At 39.7% G+C, this 22,209-nt stretch carries 17 protein-coding genes and 1 tRNA gene; 2 read left to right on the top strand and 16 right to left on the bottom strand.

Annotated features, from left to right (window positions below):
- Positions 1 to 186 precede the first annotated feature (186 nt).
- The 8 genes from FFM62_RS02770 to FFM62_RS02735 all read right to left on the bottom strand — a co-directional run bounded on the left by FFM62_RS02770 (position 187) and on the right by FFM62_RS02735 (position 9,417).
- The gene (locus FFM62_RS02770; RefSeq protein ID WP_115470742.1) at positions 187 to 2,175 is read right to left on the bottom strand and encodes an ABC transporter ATP-binding protein/permease; all 1,989 of its coding nucleotides are present in this window, start codon (positions 2,173 to 2,175) and stop codon (positions 187 to 189) included.
- 172 nt (positions 2,176 to 2,347) lie between these two features.
- The gene (locus tag FFM62_RS02765) at positions 2,348 to 3,154 is read right to left on the bottom strand and encodes an HAD-IIB family hydrolase (protein WP_115470741.1); all 807 of its coding nucleotides are present in this window, start codon (positions 3,152 to 3,154) and stop codon (positions 2,348 to 2,350) included.
- Between the two features lie 23 nt (positions 3,155 to 3,177).
- Positions 3,178 to 5,709 (bottom strand): M1 family metallopeptidase, encoded by a 2,532-nt coding sequence (locus tag FFM62_RS02760; protein ID WP_115470740.1) that lies wholly within the window; start codon positions 5,707 to 5,709, stop codon positions 3,178 to 3,180.
- A gap of 202 nt (positions 5,710 to 5,911) precedes the next feature.
- A tRNA-Glu gene (locus FFM62_RS02755) sits at positions 5,912 to 5,983 on the bottom strand.
- Between the two features lie 86 nt (positions 5,984 to 6,069).
- A complete protein-coding gene (gene proC, locus FFM62_RS02750; protein ID WP_115470739.1) occupies positions 6,070 to 6,861 on the bottom strand; it encodes a pyrroline-5-carboxylate reductase in 792 nt (263 codons plus the stop codon).
- Between the two features lie 131 nt (positions 6,862 to 6,992).
- On the bottom strand, positions 6,993 to 8,177 hold the full coding sequence (locus FFM62_RS02745) for an FtsW/RodA/SpoVE family cell cycle protein (RefSeq protein WP_115470738.1): 1,185 nt from the start codon (positions 8,175 to 8,177) through the stop codon (positions 6,993 to 6,995).
- Between the two features lie 38 nt (positions 8,178 to 8,215).
- Entirely contained in the window at positions 8,216 to 8,425 is a 210-nt protein-coding gene (locus FFM62_RS02740; protein WP_115470737.1) for a DUF2969 domain-containing protein, read from the bottom strand.
- Between the two features lie 11 nt (positions 8,426 to 8,436).
- The gene (locus FFM62_RS02735; protein WP_115470736.1) at positions 8,437 to 9,417 is read right to left on the bottom strand and encodes a rod shape-determining protein; all 981 of its coding nucleotides are present in this window, start codon (positions 9,415 to 9,417) and stop codon (positions 8,437 to 8,439) included.
- Between the two features lie 196 nt (positions 9,418 to 9,613).
- On the opposite strand from FFM62_RS02735, the gene FFM62_RS02730 reads away from it, so the two are divergent.
- Complete coding sequence (locus FFM62_RS02730; protein ID WP_115470735.1) at positions 9,614 to 10,981, top strand: UDP-N-acetylmuramoyl-tripeptide--D-alanyl-D-alanine ligase; 1,368 nt, start codon at positions 9,614 to 9,616, stop codon at positions 10,979 to 10,981.
- Positions 10,982 to 11,067: 86 nt separating this feature from the next.
- On the opposite strand, the gene FFM62_RS02725 is transcribed toward FFM62_RS02730, so the two are convergent.
- The 6 genes from FFM62_RS02725 to FFM62_RS02700 all read right to left on the bottom strand — a co-directional run bounded on the left by FFM62_RS02725 (position 11,068) and on the right by FFM62_RS02700 (position 18,315).
- Positions 11,068 to 11,877, bottom strand: a complete 810-nt coding sequence (locus FFM62_RS02725; protein ID WP_174855238.1) for a Cof-type HAD-IIB family hydrolase — start codon at positions 11,875 to 11,877, stop codon at positions 11,068 to 11,070.
- Positions 11,878 to 11,964: 87 nt separating this feature from the next.
- Positions 11,965 to 12,921, bottom strand: coding sequence for an ABC transporter permease (locus tag FFM62_RS02720; protein ID WP_115470733.1), 957 nt, complete (start codon positions 12,919 to 12,921; stop codon positions 11,965 to 11,967).
- A gap of 2 nt (positions 12,922 to 12,923) precedes the next feature.
- Positions 12,924 to 14,045 (bottom strand): ABC transporter permease, encoded by a 1,122-nt coding sequence (locus FFM62_RS02715; RefSeq protein ID WP_115470732.1) that lies wholly within the window; start codon positions 14,043 to 14,045, stop codon positions 12,924 to 12,926.
- 4 nt (positions 14,046 to 14,049) lie between these two features.
- A complete protein-coding gene (locus tag FFM62_RS02710; RefSeq protein ID WP_115470731.1) occupies positions 14,050 to 15,600 on the bottom strand; it encodes an ABC transporter ATP-binding protein in 1,551 nt (516 codons plus the stop codon).
- A 218-nt stretch (positions 15,601 to 15,818) separates the two neighbouring features.
- Positions 15,819 to 16,898, bottom strand: a complete 1,080-nt coding sequence (locus FFM62_RS02705; RefSeq protein WP_115470730.1) for a BMP family lipoprotein — start codon at positions 16,896 to 16,898, stop codon at positions 15,819 to 15,821.
- Between the two features lie 313 nt (positions 16,899 to 17,211).
- Positions 17,212 to 18,315: a BMP family lipoprotein gene (locus FFM62_RS02700; RefSeq protein WP_115470729.1), complete on the bottom strand. Its 1,104-nt coding sequence runs from the start codon at positions 18,313 to 18,315 to the stop codon at positions 17,212 to 17,214.
- A 402-nt stretch (positions 18,316 to 18,717) separates the two neighbouring features.
- On the opposite strand from FFM62_RS02700, the gene FFM62_RS02695 reads away from it, so the two are divergent.
- Complete coding sequence (locus tag FFM62_RS02695; RefSeq protein WP_115470728.1) at positions 18,718 to 19,767, top strand: AI-2E family transporter; 1,050 nt, start codon at positions 18,718 to 18,720, stop codon at positions 19,765 to 19,767.
- A 150-nt stretch (positions 19,768 to 19,917) separates the two neighbouring features.
- Here the strand turns inward: FFM62_RS02695 and FFM62_RS02690 are convergent, their stop codons facing one another.
- Both FFM62_RS02690 and FFM62_RS02685 read right to left on the bottom strand, forming a co-directional pair.
- Entirely contained in the window at positions 19,918 to 20,328 is a 411-nt protein-coding gene (locus FFM62_RS02690; RefSeq protein WP_240005906.1) for an ASCH domain-containing protein, read from the bottom strand.
- A 99-nt stretch (positions 20,329 to 20,427) separates the two neighbouring features.
- Positions 20,428 to 22,206 carry an oleate hydratase gene (locus FFM62_RS02685; protein ID WP_115470726.1) on the bottom strand — a complete coding sequence of 593 codons (1,779 nt, stop codon included), beginning with the start codon at positions 22,204 to 22,206 and terminating at the stop codon, positions 20,428 to 20,430.
- Positions 22,207 to 22,209 lie beyond the last annotated feature (3 nt).

Here is a 22,209-nt window from a genome sequence, read left to right as displayed (position 1 = left end):
TATTCCCCTTATTTCTTCAATGACGCCAGCGGATAGCGACCGCCTGAAGTTCACTTCTAATCGTCTTCAAGTTTACACGGTCTAGACCGGTTTTTCTAGTCAGATAGTTTACGTCCAATAAAAAACACAGCTTAGCGCTTTTATCGCAAACTGTGTTTCATATCATTTAAATCAATCTAATTTTCATTAATCAGCAGCCAAAGCATCAATTGGGTTCAACTTTGCCGCGCGACGTGCCGGCAACAAAGCCGCCAAGAACGAAATAATTAGCGCTAATATCAATGTCGTCACCACATTACCAAACGAAATCTGAATCATATCAAATTTGGCAATCTTATATAAGGCTGCATTCATTATTGCTCCGATACCATAAGCTAATACGACAGATAGAACAAAACTTGCCATACCAATTAGTAATGATTCTGAAGTGAATAAACGACGAATGTCTTTCTTACTCTCACCTAGCGCACGCAAAATACCAATTTCTTTCGTACGTTCTGAAACTGACATAAACATTGTCACAATAATCATCAAGGCTGAGACAATCAGTGAGATAGCCGCAATAGCAGCCAACACGTTCGTTGCCAATGTCACAATCGTGTTAATGGTATCAAGAATCGATCCAACTGTAATGGCTGAATATAGACGTTTATTATCGTCGTCCTTCAACTTATTGATTGTTTTTTGGAATGGCTTAACATCGTCTGGGTTAGCTACCCGAACCGTTGCAAACATTGCGTTAGTTGGCGCTCCAGCTTCTTTATAGGCTGAACGCACCGTCCGATAATTAACAACGTTAGCTGTTCCGGCCTTGTCGGCATCGATAACACCAGATACTTTCAAATCTTTCGTGATGTTGACCGGTGTACGACCATCCTCTTTCACTGTTGTCCATGAAACCGTCATTATCTGACCAATAATTGATTGCCAATCTTTCGTATTAAACTTCTTAGCAACCGTCTTCTTATCAACTAGGATTTCATTCTTACCTGGTACATGGCCAGCTTTAACAAGCTTCTTTTGATACGTTGCTGACCAAGTTTGCACTGTCCCTAGATTATAATCTTGATCTTGCAATTTCGATTTCACACCAGACAATTGGTAACCAGGTTGCACATTTTTCGCACCTTTAACGTGCTTAATTTGTTTCATCTGATCATCAGAAATCATCTGTTTTTCAATATCAGTTGCACCACCACCAGCACTTGCTTGACCAATGCCGGAATTTTCATCTTCGTCATCTTGATGACGAGTAACTGTTATTGCTGTTGGATTGGCTAATGAATTGACCTGATCATCAATATAGGCCTTTACACCATTTCCTAACCCCGAAAATAGCATAACCGCAAATAATCCAATGGCAGTTCCTAACATAATTAATGAATTACGCCAAAAACTAAAGGTCAAATGCTTATATGCATTTCGATAAGATGCACTAGCTGGTAACGGCCGATCAGTCATCCGGTTATCATTCTCCGGCACGTCATATGCTTCCCGCAGACGCTGATCATCATCAATTTGACCGTCAGCCAAATGTACGATACGCGTACCGTGCTCTGCAACTTCTTGCGAATGCGTCACAGCAATAACTAAACGGCCTTCAGCAGCAATTTCATCTAAGATTCGTAAGACATCAGCTGTATTCTCTGAATCCAAAGCACCAGTTGGTTCATCAGCAATGATAACTTGTGGGTCAGAAGCTAATGCACGCGCAATGGCAACACGTTGCTTTTGTCCACCCGACAACTGATTAGGATGCTTTTTGATTTGTTCAGCTAATCCCACTCGTTCCAATAATGAAGTCGCATGTTTTACCTTCTCAGCCTGTGATAGTGGTGTCATTTCTAGCGACACCATCACATTCTCCAAAACTGATAGATGGCTAATCAAATTATATGATTGATAAATATAACCAATTGTGCCGCGACGATATTCATCAAGTTGCTTTTCCTGTTTGTGATCTAAAAGTTGACCGTTGTTGGTCACAGACCCCTCAAACTCACGATCTAACCCACCGATGATATTCATTAGAGTTGACTTACCACCACCAGATTCACCGAGAATTGAAACAAACTCCCCTAGTTCAAAATCTAGATTGATTCCTTTTAAGACAGGAAACTCTTCTTTACCAAGATAGTACGATTTTTGTATATCTCGTAACTCTAAGTACGCCATTAATTTTCCTCCGGCTTTCATTTACGGTGCAATTTATGGTACTTAGTTTAACCTTTACGACAAACTAACGTCAAGGAAATGAGGGCTTGCCTTTAACTTCTTTAAAATAAAAAGCACATCAATACTTACGATCAGACCTGTCATAAGCAAATGATGTGCTTCTTCTAAATATCTACATAATTTTTTCAAGGGTTTCCAAGACACCATCGTGATCACTATCTTTAGCCACCACATTGTACCCGCGACCGAACAAACGATCATCAGAATTTGGCATGATATAGACCTGCCCGGCCAGTTGCATCATTTCCAAATCATTCATACCATCCCCAAAGACTGTTAAATCTTCAGGTGCTAAATCAACTTGATCAATCAACATTGACAAACTCGTCGCCTTATTGACACTTTCGGCTAAAATATCAACGGTACCGTAACCCGACGTTGTTGCATGTAACGGCAAGTTATTATCATCAATCAAGGCAATTGCTTCTTCAGAATGAATCGGCGGGAAAATACCAGTAACACTAGTCAATGGTTCTGAGATATCAGTTAAATGATCAACCGTCGCCATATTAGGATAAACTTGTGCCATGTAGTCCTGCATATTTTCGGGTAATTGTTGTAATCCTGCCAAGTTATACATATTATCAGCAGAAAAGGCGACAACACTAATCGTTTCAAAAGTATCACTAATTAAAATCTCTTCTAATTTTTTCAGTGCTGACGCATCAATATTTCGAACATGTAACTCATCTGAACCCTTAACACGCCATGTCGCCCCATTGCCAGTAACCAAATGCATGCGGTCAACTAATTTCCCAAACTTATTACGGACCCAATTTTCGTCACGACCTGACGCAATTGCAAACTGATCACCTCTTTTATCAAGTTGATCCAAAATGGCCGAAAAACGTGGCACATTAAATTGACGTTCTGAATTTAAAAATGTTTGATCTAAATCTGTCACAAATAAGCGTGTCATCTTATTTCTCCTTATGCAATATTTTATAGCGATGCCTTAACTGCTTGTTGAACTGCTAGCTTTTCTTCCTCAACCAACGCTACACGACTGGCAATAACATTAATATCCATTGTAATTTCACGAGTTAGTCCCGGTGTGTCTAACTTTGGCTCGAAGAAAGCTTTAAATTCTGTAAGACGTTCAACTGTTTTAAAAATGCGAGCAGTCACCGTAATATACGTGGTGAATTCCATGTCACCACCAACCGTCTTTTCAAGCCAGGCCCAATCATCGCGGATCCAATCCCAAGCTAATTGTTGACCAGCATCGTTAGCAAGGACGCCTTTATACCAACCGCGTAAGTCTTGGGGCTTAATTGTTTCACTATCTTCAAAGTGACTAACGATTTGCTCTAGCAACGCTTTATCTGACGTCTTAGTTAATGCAGCCATGATATCACGTTGATAACCACCATCTGACGTTGCCCGGTAATCAGTCAACAGTTGATCAAACAATGCTTGGCTACCATAGTGCTTAACTTCATTAGCAAGGACGAGTGCCCGAATGTCAGCTGGTAATTGAACAAGCGCTTGTTGATTTTGTTGTACAAGGTCGTGAGCTGATGCCACTGCATTTTTATTTCCAGCGAACAAAGCTGCATCAGCAATCACTGATCGACTAACTTGATCATCAATGGTCTCATTAGCCTTTTTATGCCAGCCCAAACGATCGAATTGTGCCGCACTTAGTGTATCTACTAATTGTTGCAAAGCTTTTTCTTCAGGAGAATCTGATGCCACAAATTTTTTCAAATTACCAACTACTTGATAAAGTGCTGTGTTCACAACACTTGATTGGCTTGTTGCAAAGCTCTTTAATAGTGGTACCACCACTGCATACGAAATTTGACGCCCTTCAGCTAACAAACGCAAATCTTGCAGCAATTGCAGTTGCGTGATAGCACTTAAGCTATCAACATGATTTAAGATATCTTGCAACAATGCTGGTTCGTAATTGACAATAAAGTGAGCAGTGTTATCAACATTTAAACGGAATGGTGTCCCAGCATTTTGACGTAATTCTTCATAATCACCAAGTTCTAATGTCTTCGTAACCATCAGTTCTGGCAATGCTGCATAATTACTATTCAAAGGAATTTGCCATTGGCGATCTTGATCAATGCCTTCCCCAATAAAGAATTGTTCTTGTGCAAGGGTCAGTTTACCGTCAACCACACTAACATTGACCACTGGATAACCAGGCTGTTCTAGCCACGTAGCCATCATTGCTGTTAGATCAATACCAGCGGCTTTGCCAAGTGCTGCCCACAAATCTGCTCCTTTGGCATTCGCAAACTTATGTGTTTCAAAGTAATCTTTCAAGCCACGACGTAAGGCATCATCCCCAATCAATGAGCGAACCATCACTAACATACGTGAACCCTTCGCATAGACGATGGCAGCATCAAAGATAGCATCAATTTCGGCTGGCTTTTCAACTTGGACATGCACAGATTGGACACCATCAGTAGCATCACGTTGCAATGCCGAAGCTGCTTCCGACGTTTGGAATAGCTCCCAAATATGCCAATCTGGTTGTAAGGCATCAATTGCCACGTACTCCATCATGTTGGCAAAACTTTCATTTAGCCATAAATCATCCCACCACTGCATTGTCACTAAATCACCAAACCATTGGTGAGCTAGCTCATGTGCAATAACAGTTGCCACACGTTGCTTCATCTCTACCGAGGCATTATCTGCATCAATAGCTAGATAAGCTTCACGGTAAGTTACTAAGCCCCAGTTTTCCATCGCTCCAGCAGAAAAATCTGGCAAGGCTAATTGCCATGAGTGTGGCAAAGGATATGGTGTTTGATAATAGTCCTCGTAAAATTCAATTGAGCGTTTTGCAATATCCAAGGCAAAATCTAATTCAGCTGGTTGATGAGCTTTTGTCGCAAATACCCCAATCTTCACACCACTGTTAGTCTCAGTTAACTTACTCTGCATCTCACCAAATGCAAAGGCAACTAAGTATGTTGACATCTTAACTGTTTGAGCGAAGTAGTGAACACCGTCAACGACACGTTCCTCAGGCATGTTGGCAATAATTGTTTCATTTTCATGTTCATCATATTTGATTGCTAATGAGAAAGTTGCTTTGGCAGCTGGCTCATCAATACTTGGAAAGGCTTGACGGGCAGCTGTTGTTTCAAACTGTGTCCCAATCAGTTGCTTTCTTTGACCATCAATTTGATAGTACGAAGGATAAATACCCATCATTGTATCCGTCAAGGGAGCTGTATAATCAACCACGATGGTCATTTCACCCGGCTTTGGTACAGTAAATGTCAGTGTCTCATCCGTATCGTTAGTCGTCGCGATAACAGTCTGACCATCAACGGTAACATTATTAACTGATAAGAACTTTTGATTTAAAGTAATTGCCGTTTGCGTAGCAGATCCTTTGATCGTTGTTTTACCAGCAATGACTTTTGTTTCTCGATTAATATCTAAATAAATATCATAATGAGTTGGTCGAAATACGTCGACCAAACGCTGTCCTTCTACCATAAATCCCTAATCCCCTTTTTTGTATCGCACAATATCAAATTGATTGATAATATTTTAGCTGCTTTCATTTTATCATAGAGTTATGGTCAGTGTACTTGATGATTGTCTACACAGAGCGTGACAAAAAACGCTTTGAAGTCAGCCTTTGTACATTACAAACAAAAAAGGACTGACAGAAAACTGTCAGTCCTTTTTAAATTGATAGCTCATCAGGGAGTCGAACCCTGGATGCCGGTGTGAAAAACCGGAGTCTTAACCGCTTGACCAATGAGCCAATATCATTTCGTTGCCTCAACAACATAAATAATAATACCAGCTTCATCAGACGTTTGCAACCCTTTTTTTCACAAAAAATATAATTCATTCAAATTCCGCATTTTTAGCCATCGTTGCCGTGATGGTATCTAACACTAATTGATTTAATCCACCTTGCGTTAACGCATCAAAACCAGCTGCAGTTGACCCACCAGGTGTCATGACTTCATTAGCCAAATCCAATGGTGCTTTCTTAGCCTGGGTCATATGTTGTGCTGTGCCCGCCACCGTTTGTTCGGCTAGTTTAGCAGCTACTTCTTCATCCAAACCTTTTGCTATCCCGGCTTCTTTGAACGCCTCAGTAAATGCAGCCACAAAGGCTGGACCAGAGCCAGCAATCGCACTCGCAGCACCAAATTGCTCTTCTGTTAACTCGTCCGTACGACCTAACTCCAAGAACAAGGCAGCAACGGCACCTTTGATGTCGGCATCAACCTGCTCATCAAATGCCAAAGCTGTATAACCGTACTTAACAGCAACATTCACGTTAGGTAAGGTTCGCGTAACCACCACTGTATTACCTAAGGCTTTGTGTAATTGCTCTAATGAGATACCACCCAAAACCGATGCAACAATAACACTTGGCTTAATTAAAATACCTGGTTGTAACTCACGAGCAACAGCCGCCAACTGATCTGGCGGTGTTGCTAAAACGACCAAATCAGATGCTAGCCAGACTTCCAAAGCTGAAGATTTAGCTTCAATGTGTAAATCATCGGCCACCTTTTGACCAACATGTGGCGAATAAACGACCTGTTGAATTTCTTGATTACCTGACCATCCTTTAATCATGGCCTGTGCCATATTACCTGCACCAATAAATCCGATAGTTAGCATGTGACACCCCTTTTTTAATAATAATTACATTTATCATAACATAGCAATAATAAAAAAGAGTCGAACAAAAGTTTTGCATGCTGCAAGCCATCTAATATGGTACAGTCAACCTTTTGTTCAACTCTTTTATTTTATGAAAATCCTTCACGCTCAGATAACGAGAAAGACTTATTATGATAACGCATTGACATAATTAATCCGACACCAATCATATTACCAATCAGTGCGGAACCACCTTGCGAAATAAATGGCAACGGAATTCCAGTTAGCGGCACCAATCCGATGTTCATACCAATATTTTCAAAAATATGGAATAACAACATCATGACAACACCAGTAGCAATATACGCATAGAATTGATTTGATGAATCAAAAACGACTTGAATGATTTGATAAATCAACAAGAAATATAAAATCAGTAGCAAGACCCCGCCGACGAAACCGAAGTTCTCACCAATGACTGAGAAAATCATATCGGACTCACGAACAGGCACATTAACATGTGAGACGTTAAAGCCAGTTCCGGTAACTCCACCAGAGCCGATCGCCTTCATTGACTGCCACAATTGATAGGCACCATTTGAAGTATCATTTTGTGGATTCAGCCACGCATCCACACGTGTAAATTGGTAAGCTTTAAAGCCAATTTGTTCAAGTAAGTGACGTCCCCAAGTTTGCGTAACGAACAAAATCGCTACTGTCCCAAGTGAACCGACAATGGCAATAATCGGTCCCAAATATAACCATGATAGACCTGACACCAAAGTCATCCCAAATACTACGGCAATAAAGACTAAGTTAGTTCCAAAATCACTACCATTTACAATCAAAACTGGTAATGTCCATAGGATGATCTTCCACAATAAGCGCCAATCCGACTTCATGGTATGATCAGGATTTGAAATATTATGGTCAGTAATTACACGGGCCAACAGGATAATGAAGGCCGGCTTCATGATTTCAGCAGGTTGGAAAGTAATCGGTCCAAGAGCAAACCATTTTCCACCTGTACTAGCGTAATAAGATTTCGAGTAGAAAAATAGAACTGCAACCATCAGTACCATACCGACACCAAACGCATAAGGTGCGATTCGCCATAACTGTTCGGAATCAAACTGCATGATAATCATGACACCAACGATACCAACGACATAATAGGCTAATTGCAGTAGCACCATTCGCGTCACATTAACACTAGCATCATGCGTCCCAGCGACATACAACGACGCTAAACCAATCAATGCCAACATCAAAACCACGAAAATGATCGACCAATCTATTTCACCACCATCTTTTGAGAAAAAACGTTTTAGCATGTTTCCCCCTTATTTTATTGGTTTATTTATTCGATTAATTAATGGTGCAAATTAAATTCTGCAAGTAAACTTGCGACTGCATCATCAAAACTATCTGCTGTTGTTTGATGACCATCAGCAAATGTTACAACAAGTGGTGAATTCTTTTCATCAACCGTTCCTAACGTTACCTTATTGATCATCACTTCTGAAACGCTATCATCTAATTCATTAATTTCGACAGCAACTGGTTTGTTTTTTCGTGACATATTTACCTTCCTTAATTTGCATGCATGTGAGCAAGTAACATTCCTGCTCCCTTAGCAACGTTGTCTAGTGGCTTTTCTGAAATCATAACCGGTACACCGAGATGTTGTGCAATCAACTTGTCAACACCACGCAATAGTGCACCACCACCTGTTAGCACAATACCACGATCAATAATATCTGATGCCAATTCCGGTTGAATTCGTCCCAAGACTGCATGGGCTGCTTCAACGATTTGCGTTAAAGTATCATGCATTGATGCTTCAACCTCATTCGTATTTAGCGTTACCGTACGTGGCATACCGGTAAAGCTATCGCGACCACGAACTTCCATTTCTTCTGGTTCGTCTAAGGGTGTTGCGGTACCAATTTGAATTTTAATTTGTTCAGCTGTTCGCTCACCAATCATCAATCCATGATCTTTTTTCACCATGTTGGTAATATCGGTATTCATTTTATCACCAGCAACGCGGATCGATTCAGAAGTGACGATATCCCCAAGCGAGAGCACAGCGATATCTGTTGTTCCACCACCCATATCAATGACCATTGATGCAATTGGTGAAAAGATATCTAATCCAGCACCTACTGCCGCAACTTTGGGCTCATATTCCAAATAAACTTTACCGCCACCAGATTTTTCGGCTGCCCCAATAATAGCCTTTTTCTCAATGCTAGTGATATTTGTTGGTGCACAAACCATAATATTTGGTCGTGACATAACACCTTTGACATTTAATTTTGACATAAACCGTGACAGCATTGCCTCAGTCATATCAAAATCTGAAATAACCCCATCTTTTAGCGGACGAACGGCTCTTATATTACCCGGCGTACGACCGACCATTTGGTAAGCTTCCGTTCCAACAGCCAAAATCTTTTCTGTTTTTGTATCGATTGCCACTACGGAAGGTTCATTTAGAATAATGCCTTCCCCATCAACATAAATCAGCACATTTGCCGTCCCTAAATCAACGCCGATTTCCTTGGCCATGAAATTCACCTCTTATTTTTTATCGAGCAAGTTCTTCATTGAGCAAGCCCGTCCAAACTTTCTAATTACTATCTTTAATAGTATAAACCATACACCAAAAAAAATCTTGAAAAATCCATAACCGTTATCTTTGTTTGCCGGCCCTTACTGAACAAGGTAAAATAAAAGAAAAACGTTTACAAAGGACATAAAACTAATGAAACTAACTCTAAAAGAAATGGCAAACATCTTAAATGCGCCAATAAAAAATGAGGCTGATGTCACTGTTACGAATACCACATTCGATTCGCGCCAAGTCAAACCTGGCGATCTATTCATACCTTTAGTGGCCGATAATGATGGTCATCAGTATGTTGATGCGGCTAAAAATAATGGGGCAACGGTGGCCTTATGGCAAGCTGACCATAAAGACATCCCCACCGATTTACCAGTTATTATTGTTTCCGATACCTTAGCAGCCTACCAGCAATTAGCAAGCCACTATCTTGCCCAAGTCGATCCGCTAGTCGTCGCAGTGTCTGGTTCAAATGGTAAAACTACAACCAAAGATTTTATTGCCGCTATCGGACAAACAAGTTATAAAACTGTTAAAACACCCGAAAATTTCAATAATGAAATTGGGGTCCCTCAGACGATTCTTTCTATGCCTACCGATACCGAACTACTGGTTATCGAAATCGGCATGGATCATCCTGGCGATTTAACTTTCCTATCAAATCTTGTAAAACCAGACATAGCCCTACTAACAATGATTGGTGAAGCACATATTGAATTTTTCAAGACACGTGCACGCATCGCTGACGGTAAAATGGAAATTATCACTGGTTTGAAAGAAAATGGTCACTTAGTATTTAATGGGGATGAACCTTTATTGCTTGAACGCGTTGGTCAGCATCCCCACTTATTACGTGACTCATTCGGACTAAACAGCACTAACGATTTATTTGCTAGTGACATTGACATGACGCCATTACAAACAAGTTTCACGACTAACCAAAGCACTCAGCGGTTCACCATTCCAATGACAGGACGTTACAATGTAACCAATGCACTTTCTGCCATTACGGTTGGTCATTTACTACACATCTCAGATGAAAAAATTGCACAAGCACTAGTCGAAGCACCAATTACGGAAAATCGCACTGAGTGGTTAGACGGCCAGTTCGGTGGTAAAATTCTATCTGATGTTTATAATTCTAATCCAACTGCTGCTAAAGAAGTACTCCATTTCTTTGCCGATACGCCAACTCAAGGTAAACGCATTGCCGTTTTAGGTGACATGCTACAACTTGGCGAAGCTTCACCAGCATTACATGCTAGCCTTATTGAAAGCCTTGATCCAACCAAAATTGCCCATGTCTATTTAGTTGGTGAAGAGATTGCACCACTTGAGGATGCCTTAAAGCCACTTTACCCGGCTGGTACAGTTAAGAGATATGCAATCAATGATGCAGACACATTACTAAAGGACCTGCTAGCTGATTTGACCCCAGATGATGAAATTATGCTGAAAGGTTCACATGGTGTTCATCTAGAAAATATCGTGGCTCAACTTAAAAAATAACTTAATAAAGTTAGCAGTTACTTAAAAAGGGCCGCCAATCTAACCAGTTACTGGTAGATTGACGGCCCTTAATTTGATTTATTATTTTACCGCAAGTCAAAGTATTGCTTTAAATAAGCAGCCACGCCATCTTCATTATTTGTTAGCGTCTCAGCATTAGCGACTTGTTTAATTTGAGGAATCGCATTCCCCATAGCAACCCCTACCCCGGCTTGTGCAATCATTTCAAAATCATTTTCTTCATCACCAAATGCCATCACATTATCCAATGTCTCACCAAAGTGCGCCATCAGCTGCGACAATCCATGGGCCTTATTGACATTATTTGGCAAGAATTCCAACAATTCTGCACGCGAAGGTACGATATGCAGCAAATCAGTCAATCCAGTAGGCATTTCTTTACGCACACGCTGCACAACCTCTGCTGGTGCCGCGCACACTGCTTTACCAAACGCACGATCTGCTGGTAGTTCATCAAATGAAATATCAGCAAATGGCAACACCGCACCCATTGATGATTCATAATCAGATTTGCCTAATGTAACGATTGAATAAACTTTATCAGCACCAATCACATCAATCGGATAGTGCCGTTGCTCCGCATCCTGATATAGAGCAGCAACTTCTTGTTTACTAATGGTAGTCTGCGCTAAAATACGTTGCGTTTGATTATGTCGAATCAAACCACCATTAAATGTAATAGCATAATCCGTTGGCCCAAATAATTCCAATTGTGTTAATAATCTTTGAATACCTTGAATAGGTCGTCCGGTACATAAAACGATACGTTTACCCATTTTATGTAATTGTTTCAAAACACGTTCATTTTCCGCTGAAATTTCTTTTGCTGAATTCAATAATGTATTATCTAGATCTAGTGCAATTGTCGTAATCATCATTAGCCACCTTTTTTAGTCATGGATATGTCTATTATAGCAACAAAAAAGGCTAGAACTTTTTATTTTGTCCTAGCCTAGAAGTTTTTAAACTGATTTGATGTAATTGACCCCATCCGCTGCTGGTGCCTTTGACTTAGCAAAGAAAATAACTAATATCAAAATTGTTAGCACATAAGGTGCAACTTGTAGGTAAACAGCTGGAATTTGGTTAATAACTGGTAATTGCGCACCAACGATGGCCATTGACTGTGAAAAGCCAAAGAATAACGCAGCTCCCATGGCACCAATTGGATTCCAACGACCAAAAATCATCGCTGCCATCGACATATAACCTTGTCCAACAATGGTTGAAGCAGAGAAATTACCAGCAATTGATTGCGCAAATAATGCACCACCAATACCACCAAGGACACCGGAAATTAGCACACCAGAATAGCGTAGCGTATATACCTTCAATCCTAACGTATCAGCTGCTTGTGGATTTTCTCCGACAGAACGCAAACGCAATCCAAAGCGTGTTTTATATAGTAACCACGATGCCACAAAGGCGATAAAAATTGCTACCCAAGCGGTTGATGATGTTTTTGTAAACAAAATTGGACCAATAAAAGGTATCTTGCTTAAACCTGGTACATTCCAGTAACCAAAGTTTTGTGAAATCATTGAAGTCTGTCCCTTACCATACATCAACTTAATGATATAAACACCAAGCGCCGGTGCCATCAAGTTCATGACCGTACCTGAAACAATATGATCAGCACGTAAAGTCACCGTCGCTACCGCGTGAATCAATGAGAAAATCAGACCAATAACAGCACCGGCAACTAATCCTAACCAAGGTGTCGCACTACCAAATTGGTCGGCAAAGCTCAGATTAAAGACCACCCCCGCAAAGGCTCCCATGATCATCGTTCCTTCAAGACCAACGTTAACAATACCCGCACGTTCTGAGAACGTACCACCCAACGCAGTAAAAATCAAAGGTGCTGAGTAAACTAATGTACTTGAAATCACTAATTGTAAGATTGTTTCCACACTCATGATTACTTTGCCTCCTTTTGATCAGCTTTTGTTGTTTTATGTTTTTTCTGCTTGCCTTTATCCTTTGAATCGTCCTCATCTAGTTTAACTAAAATTAAACGAATCAAATAATTGGCACCAATGAAGAAAATAATTGAAGCCGTCACAACTGAAACCAGTTCAGTCGGAACACCTGTCGCTAGCGGCATTCCCAAACCGCCAACTGACAAAACAGAAAACAAAAAGCCGGCAAATATAATACCTAAGAATGAACCCGAAGCTAACAATGCAACAGCCATACCATCATAACCAACTTGCGGTGCTGCCGATTGTGAAAAGATATTTAGGTAAGTTCCCAATCCTTCAGTCGCACCCGCCAAACCAGCTAACAATCCAGAAATTGTCATTGCTGTAATCGCATTGCGCTTAGCTGACATACCTGCATAGCGGGCAGCATTTGGATTTAACCCAACGGCTCGAATTTCAAAACCAAGGGTCGTGCGTTTCATGACAAACCAAATTGCCAACAACGCAATCAGTGCAATAAGAAAACCGATATTTAAACGCGACCCACCTGTTAGGTTTGACAAGAAATCCCAACGTAATGAATCAGATGCGTCTAATGTCTTCGTCATATCAGTTGTTGCCATCATCTTATTAGGCAACCCTTGCACGATCGCATTACCACCATATAAAGCAATATAATTCAGCATAATTGTTGTAATAACTTCCGAAGCCCCGAACTGAGCACGCAACCATCCTGGAATAAAGCCCATGATAGCCCCACCAAGCGCACCGATAATCACGGCAACTGGAATTAAAATCCAAGGATTCATACCTTGATTTGCCAACACAAACCAGGTTGATGCAATCCAACCGACCCAAACTTGACCAGAAAGTCCAATGTTAAAGAATCCAGCAGATTGAGCCACCAAAAATCCAGCTGCTGTTAGTATCAATGGTGTCATTGCTCGCAAGACTTCACCAATATTTAAAGATGAACCAAGGGCTGACTGAATTAAACTGATATAACCTGTAACGGGGTTAAATCCTGATACAAGCATAATAATCGCACCAACCAGCAACCCAAAGAAGACTGCCAAGGCAGCGACGAGACCAGTACTATATGAATTAATTTTATTCACGAGATCATTCTCCTGCTAATTGTGCACGAGCATCGTCTAATGACATACCAGCCATTAACAAACCGAGCTCATTCTTCGTTGTTTCATTTGCATTCACGATACCTGTAATTTCACCATGTGAAATGACGGCAATACGATCAGCAACATTCAAAATTTCATCCAATTCAAAACTAACCAACATCACGGCTTTATTCGCATTACGTTGATAAATTAGTTGTTGATGAATATATTCAATCGCGCCAACGTCAAGTCCACGTGTTGGTTGTGCAGCAATAATGAAATCAGCGTTACGATCTAACTCACGTGCAATGATGGCTTTCTGCTGATTACCACCAGATAATGAACCGGCTGGTACTAATTCATTCACCGTCCGCACATCAAATTTAGTAATTAAATCACGCGCATGTTTATTAATTGCTTCATAGTCTAGGACACCACGCTTTGAAAGTGGTCGCTTATAATACGTTTGCAAGGCAATATTTTCAGCAAGAGTCATGTCTAACTCTAACCCATAGCGTTGTCGATCCTCAGGAATATGAGAAACACCCGCTTCAGTAATTTGACGTGGCTTTTTATTGGCAATGTTCTTACCATTTAACATGATTTTCCCTGAAGCTGTTGGCATCAAGCCCGTCATAGCTGAAATCAATTCAGATTGACCATTACCATCAATACCAGCAAGGCCAACCACTTCGCCCGCATGGATATCAAGACTTAAGTCCTTAACGGCTGTCAGACCACGACTATCTTTAACAGTGACATGATCTAATGAGATAACCGTTCCTTTAGGTCGTGCTGGTGACTTTTCAGTTGCATACAAAGAAACCGAACGTCCAACCATGATATCTGCTAACTCTTGCAATGACACACCAGCTACCGGAAACGAATCAATTGATTTTCCACGGCGAATAACCGTCACTTGATCCGCCACCGCTTTAATTTCATCTAATTTGTGAGTAATTAAGATAATCGACTTACCTTCTGATGCAAGGTGTCGCATGATACCCATCAATTCGTCAATTTCTTGTGGTGTTAACACAGCCGTTGGCTCATCAAATATTAAAATATCGGCGCCACGATACAATGTCTTCAAAATTTCCACACGTTGTTGCATACCAACCGAAATATCCCCGGCTAGGGCATCCGGATTAACATCCAATCTATATTTTTTAGATAATTTCTTAATATCCTGGCTAGCCTTTTTGATATCCAACTTCATACCATTAACTGGTTCAGAACCTAAAATAATGTTTTCAGTGACGGTAAAAGCATCCATTAGCATAAAATGCTGGTGTACCATACCAATGCCGAGTTCTGCTGCCTTGGCTGGACTATCCACGGTGATTTTCTGGCCATTAATTAAAATATCACCAGAGGTCGGCTGGAGTAGACCTGATAATTGATTCATCAAGGTTGATTTTCCTGCACCATTTTCTCCAAGTAAGGCATGAATCTGTCCACGTCTTACTTGCAGATTAATCTCATCATTTGCACGAAAATCGCCAAATTGCTTAACTATATTGTGCATTTCTAACACAATTGGCTCATCTGCCATATTTTCTCTCTCCCTGAAAAAAATTCACTTGCTGATCTATAAAACTCAATATATAGCAATTATTTTACATATTTTGTTTGCGTATTGCTAGCACCTATTTAAAAATCATTCGTCTTTTAATATATTTGACATAAACTAATCTTAAAAGAGGTAGAAATCTAAGAAAAAGCCGAACATTAACTGCCCCGCTTTCCCATATAAGTACTGATTATTAACTTTTACTTCATTTTACTTGGTACAGTTACATCCCCAGACTTTACGTCATCCGTAGCTTTTTGAACAGCTTGCTTTTCTGCACTATCCAAATTATCGCTTGTTAGACCAACGCCACCATTCTTCAAACCAAACGTTACTGTCTTGCCACCGGGGAAATCGCCCTTCATCGCCTGATCGGCCAATTTCACTACCGAACTAGGAATCTTTTTGACTGCTGAAGCTAACGTTAGATTTGCTGATTGGCCATCCTTAGTTTTATACACTCCTTGGTCCTTTTGATCCATATCGACCCCGATTACCCAAGCTTTTTGTTTGTCATCAGCCGCTAGCTTTGCATCAATATCTTTAGCCGATGTGAACACTGAATTTCCTGCAGGACCAGCCGCCTGGAAAATAATGTGTGAGCCAGATGTATACATAGCATCCGCAATGGTCTTTGATTTTGCTGTGTCCGTAAATGATTCAATAAATTGAGATTCAACTTTCATGTTAGGATCAACAGATTTCACCCCGGCAATATAACCAGCTTGGAAAGCTTTGATTGTTGCTGAACTCATACCACCAATGAAACCAACCTTGTCATCACCTAAGTCTTGTGCTTTTGTCGCTGCGGCAACACCAGCTAGATAAGAAGCTTCATGCTGCTTAAACATCATTGAGGCTACGTTTTTTAACGACTTCTTAGCCTTATCATCAATCAAAACATATTTTGTATTTTTATTTTTCTCAGCTGATTCGACTAAAGCATCATTAGTTGCGTACCCAACACCAATTAACAAATTATAATTTGCAGAAACCCCTTGTTGAAAGTTTGGTGCAAAATCCGCATTAGTTTTTGAAGCGAAGTAATTATATCCATCCTTACCCTTCTGTAAGTTATGTGACTTTCCCCAGTCAGTAACTCCCTTCCACGCAGATTGGTTAAACGACCGATCGTCCACACCGCCAACGTCAGTCACCATGGCAACCGAAAAATCTTTCTTATCAGTGCTTGATTGCTTGTTTTGAACCAACGTTGCACCTACACCAGCGATTATGATGACAGCAACGCCACCAATTACTAAATTACGACGTGAAACCATGTTTCATTCTCCTCAACTTTCGTTCATCTAAGCGACTCATATTATTTAGTTAACAGTAGGTTAACATCGTTTAGACCGCTAATTCCTTTGAATAGTATAGCCTGAGCTTCCCCTATCCGCAATAAACAAACGGTAGAAAAGTGTAATTTAGTAAAACGTTTTATGAATATTTTAGCTAGTTATATCGTGTAAAAACGAACAAACAAAACAATAAGTTTTAAAAGGTTTGTTATAAAACGTTTTAAATGAATATATTAATAATATTTAATGACGTCTATTCGTTATTTTTTTAAGTTACGTTTATGTAACAATTTTAGAATGTTTGCTTGAATTTTGAATTTTCTGGATGGGCTGGCACATCAATATCGCCCTTGATAATGGCCTTCTTAGCCTTTAAGACTGCCTTCTTCTCATCGCTAGTCAAATTCTTGGTTGGTGTTGAAACACCACCTTCTTTCAAACCGTATGCAACAATCTTACCGCCAGGGAATTGATCCTTCAAGGCTTTATTCGCAATCAGATGCAAGCCACGACCAACACCAGTAATTGATGAAGTCAAAGTAAAGTTATCTTTCTCGCCATCTTTGGTTTGATAATTTCCCATATTAGATTGATCCATATCAACTCCAATGACCCAAACCTTATCCTTCGAATCAGCTGTTAAATCCTGGTTATTATCTTTTGCTGCAGTAAACACACCATTCCCAGTAGCACCAGCTGCTTGGAAAATAATCTTTTCGCCTGTGGCCATCATCGCATCAGTAATCGTTTGTCCTTTCGCTGCATCACCAAATGAATTAGCATACTGGACATCAACTGCCAAGTTTTTATCAACTGATTTCACGCCAGCAGTGTAACCTGCCTCGAATGCATCAATAATGTTACTGTGCATTCCACCAACAAAACCAACAGTATTTTGGTTTAATGCCTTAGCTTTTGTCGCTGCAGCAACACCAGCCAAATATGATGACTGCTCAGAACGGAACATAACTGAGGCAACGTTCTTTGTTTTCTTTGTATCAATATCATCAACCAAGACATAATCCGTTTTTGGGTTTTTATTAGCTGATGATATTGTCGCATTGTGCAAAGAGTACCCGATACCAGCAATCAGATCATACTTACCTTGAATCGCTTGTTGAAAATTGGGCGCAAAGTCAGCTTGTGACTTAGATTGTAAATAATTATAACCGTCACTTCCTTTTGTTAAATCGTGTTCCTTACCCCAACTTTGCAATCCTTCCCATGCCGATTGATTAAATGATTTATCGTCGATGCCACCAACATCAGTTACCATTGCTACCGTATAATTTTTCTTATCTGAAGACTCAGATGAATTGATCATGCCATAGGCGACCCCGCCAATAATAATAACCCCTACAACACCACCAATTATTTTTAGTCGTCGTGAAACCATTTTTGCCCGCTTTCTGAATCGTTAAAAGTAACGTTCTGTTATCCGTTTATTTATTACCATTCAAATTATACGGTTAACATTCGCTATTTTTCAAGTTTATTTTTCGTTATTTAAAATAACAACCCCCTAACAACGACTGATACAAAAGGAATTTCATTTTATAAACGAATATTGTTTGAATTTAGTTCACAACTTATACGTTATTAGTTCACCAAATACAATGCATAACGTTATGTTATCATCATGTTTCTCCGGGGATTCCTTCTGGATAATCATCAATTAGCTAACTGATTTTTTATACACTAATCAATAACCCGCTTGCACTTTTCGCAATAACTATGTCTATAATTAGATAAGATTTATAAGTAGAGTGGTCCTTATAGGAAGAATGAGGTAGTGTGTGTGACAGATTTTAAGAAAATATTTAAACGGGCCGATGTTCAGAAACTAATTGCCTTGATTTTTATTTTAGGTGTTTTATATATTATCCGTGATTTAATTAGTATCGTGCTATTAACGACCATTTTTAGTTATTTAGCCGTTAAGAGTGCACGTAAAATTAACCGTTGGACTAAAATCCCTTATGGTTTTTCGGTACTAATCTTTTTCACCGTTAGTATAGTTATTTTTGTTACAGCTTTTATGTATATCGTCCCCACATTAGTCAATCAATTTGCCATTATTCCTGACGAAGTCATGAAATTCATGAAAAACTTCCCGGATGTCAAAAAATACCTCAATGACACTTATCAAAATCTGGATTTGTTGAATGAGGTGACAAAAAATTGGCGGACGCTGCTCGAGAGCGGCTGGGATACCCTTAATGTTATTGGTAGTGTGCTTTCTAAAGTATTGCTTTCAATCTTTCTTAGTTTTATCTTCGCCATTTCATGGCAAAGATTACGCATTTTTGGCACACAATTTGCTAATTCAAATTATCCTAAATTTTTCACTAATGTTTATGAACTAACAAGCACCTTTGTCTTAATTCTAGGAAGCATTATCGAAGTACAAATGACCATTGCTTTTATCAATACCGTACTCATGGTGATTGGTTTGAGCCTACTGAAGGTTCCTAGTATTCTAGTGATGGCGCTATTAATTTTTATTCTTGGCCTAATTCCAATTGCTGGTGTTTTGGTTTCACTAATTCCATTAAGTGTCATTTCATTCGCAGCGCTGGGATGGACTGGTATGATTGAAGTTTGGATTTTAATTGCCGTTATTCATCTATTTGAATCATACTTCTTACACCCAAGATTAATGGCTACTCGAACAGAATTACCAATCTTTTTAACATTTGCAACAATCATTGTCATGGAGCATTTATTAGGTGCCTGGGGTCTAATTATTGGTGTCCCAATTGTTGCCTTTATCCTAAGTATTCTCGGCGTACAAGACGCATCAATTTCCAAGCATTCATCACAAGTTAATGCGACAGAAACAAAGTAAATTTTTATCGCCATAATCAAACAGACGTTGATAACTAACGACCTATCCAGTAGGTGTTGTTATCAACGTCTGTTTATTACTTTATTTATATGTTTTGTAATTGAAATGTACTATTTATAATTAAATACTAAATAACTTTTGTTGCACACACTAGTCAGTACCACTGTACACAACTTCAAACACTTCACAAATACATGGTATTTTTTCATGAAAATTCTGACCCATTTGCGCATATTCTTGTTTAAAAAACGGCTCATGAACCTTACGCCAATAGCCTAATGAACGATCACCCTCACCTTCATGATACGCATGTTCAGCTGACACTAAATCATAGGGTATCGTTTCGACGACAGTTGTTCGTGTAATACAAACAGGTTTTTGATTACCATTTAAAATAATATTATATTCCCCAGCATACGGTTTAGGTTCACCAAACTCATACAGTTCGGCCGCCGAAGTCGTCGCCGTTTTAATACCACGAACAGTCAGATCTGCTAAATCATTGGCCATTTCAGGGCTATTACCATATGACCAAGCTGAGTAGGCCGTCGTCGTATCCAGGTGATTAGCCTGTCAAAATTTTTCCCAATAATTTTTAATTTCAGTACTTGGCACGTTAATTTCTCCTAGATTCATTTTTTGATAACTAGTATCAAGATATTAAAGCAAGCCAGCTTCTTTAAGTAACTCTGCTACCCAAGTATCATCAATTTTACGCAAAGCAGTCTTTTGCACCAACTTCGGCAAATGCAAGTCAATATCTGCTAACTTCTTTTTATCATTCATGTAGTACACCGCACGTAGCAATGTTCGAATATCATAAACTGAATTATAGACTTCTGGGACGGCACGCTCAACATTGAGTAACGAGTATACTGACTCCATCGCTGTTCGAATCGAGTACTCTGTTGTAAAGACCGTATCACGTGTTGGTGATTCAGCAAAATTACCGATAAATGCCAAGTTCACTGAGCCATCCGGTACTACTGCTGGACGGTCACCCGCAACTCGTGGCATAAAGTATGATGTAATAAATGGCATATAAACAGGGACGGCATTAACGCTATCCTGCTTGGCCAATGTTTTGATCTTTGCTTCTGGTACCCCTAAGTGATATAGCCACTCTTGGGTAATTTCTTCACCTGTACTTTCAACAACGGTCTTATCAATAAAGTTTCCCTTTGTATCAGAATACAAAGCATATACCCAAACAACAGTTTCATTTTCAGCCTGTGTTTTAAAATGTGGTTGGCGATGGACAGCAAAGCTCATTAACCAGTTAGAATCTGTGATGGTAACAATACCACCTGTATTAACTTTATTATCATGTAAATCACGATTAGTTAGGCGCTCAACATAAGGATCCAAGGCCGTATTCTTAATCGTCAAGGTTGCTGCAACATGCCAACTACGATCTGGTAAATTATCATAGAATACTTCTGGGTGACCAAATTCTTCGGATTGTTGGGCTAGATTATTCCAAAGTGTCCAACTACCACCTAGTTCGTGAGTTACTGGTGCTGCCTCATGGTGTGAACCATAAGTTGAACTTTCAGTAATCGAACCATTCGTGACAAATACTAAGTCATTCTGTGTTAATTTAACTTCCTTTTGTTCGCCATCTACATGCAAATATAGTTTACGGGCAGTCTTGGTCTTGTTTTCGTCATCAAAATCAACGTCAATATTATCTACTGTCGTATTGTATTGGAAATCAACGCCAAAACCTTCAAGATATTTGATAATTGGCAAAACCATTGAATCATATTGATTATACTTGTTAAACTTTAACGCCGTAAAATCAGGCAAGCCATCAATATGGTGAATAAACCGCATCGTATAGCGCCGCATTTCCACGGCTGAATGCCATTTTTCAAAAGCAAACATCGTTGCCCAGTACATCCAAAAATTACTCTCAAAGAATTCTGGTGAAAAGAATTCCTCAATCGTTGTTCGTCCTAACTTTGACTCAGGTGTCATAATCAGTTTGATAAGTTCAACTGATTTTTCATCTAAGGTATACTGACCATCAGTTGGTACCTGTTGGCCACGCTTATAAATTAAACGTGTGTTTGATGAGTTTGGGTCATCCTTATCTAACCAATAAAACTCATCTAAATATGATGCACCTGGAATTTCTAATGATGGAATCGACCGATACATGTCCCACATGGTTTCGAAATGATTTTCCATTTCACGACCACCACGAGTGACCAAACCAATATTTGGTCGTTCAGTACCATCTAGGGATCCTCCTGGTACCGACAATTCTTCTAAAATATGAATTTGATTTCCCGGCATTTGAGCATCACGAACTAAAAACACCGCTGCAGATAGTCCAGCTAAACCACCACCGACAATATAAGCTGATTTTTGCTCAACACCTTCTGGCTTCCGTGGGTGTGCAAAAGCTTCAAAATTACCACTACTGTAATTCATAAA

It is taken from the genome of Weissella thailandensis (assembly GCF_005405465.1).
GTDB lineage: Bacteria > Bacillota > Bacilli > Lactobacillales > Lactobacillaceae > Weissella > Weissella thailandensis.
This window is presented reverse-complemented; position numbering and strand designations above follow the sequence as displayed.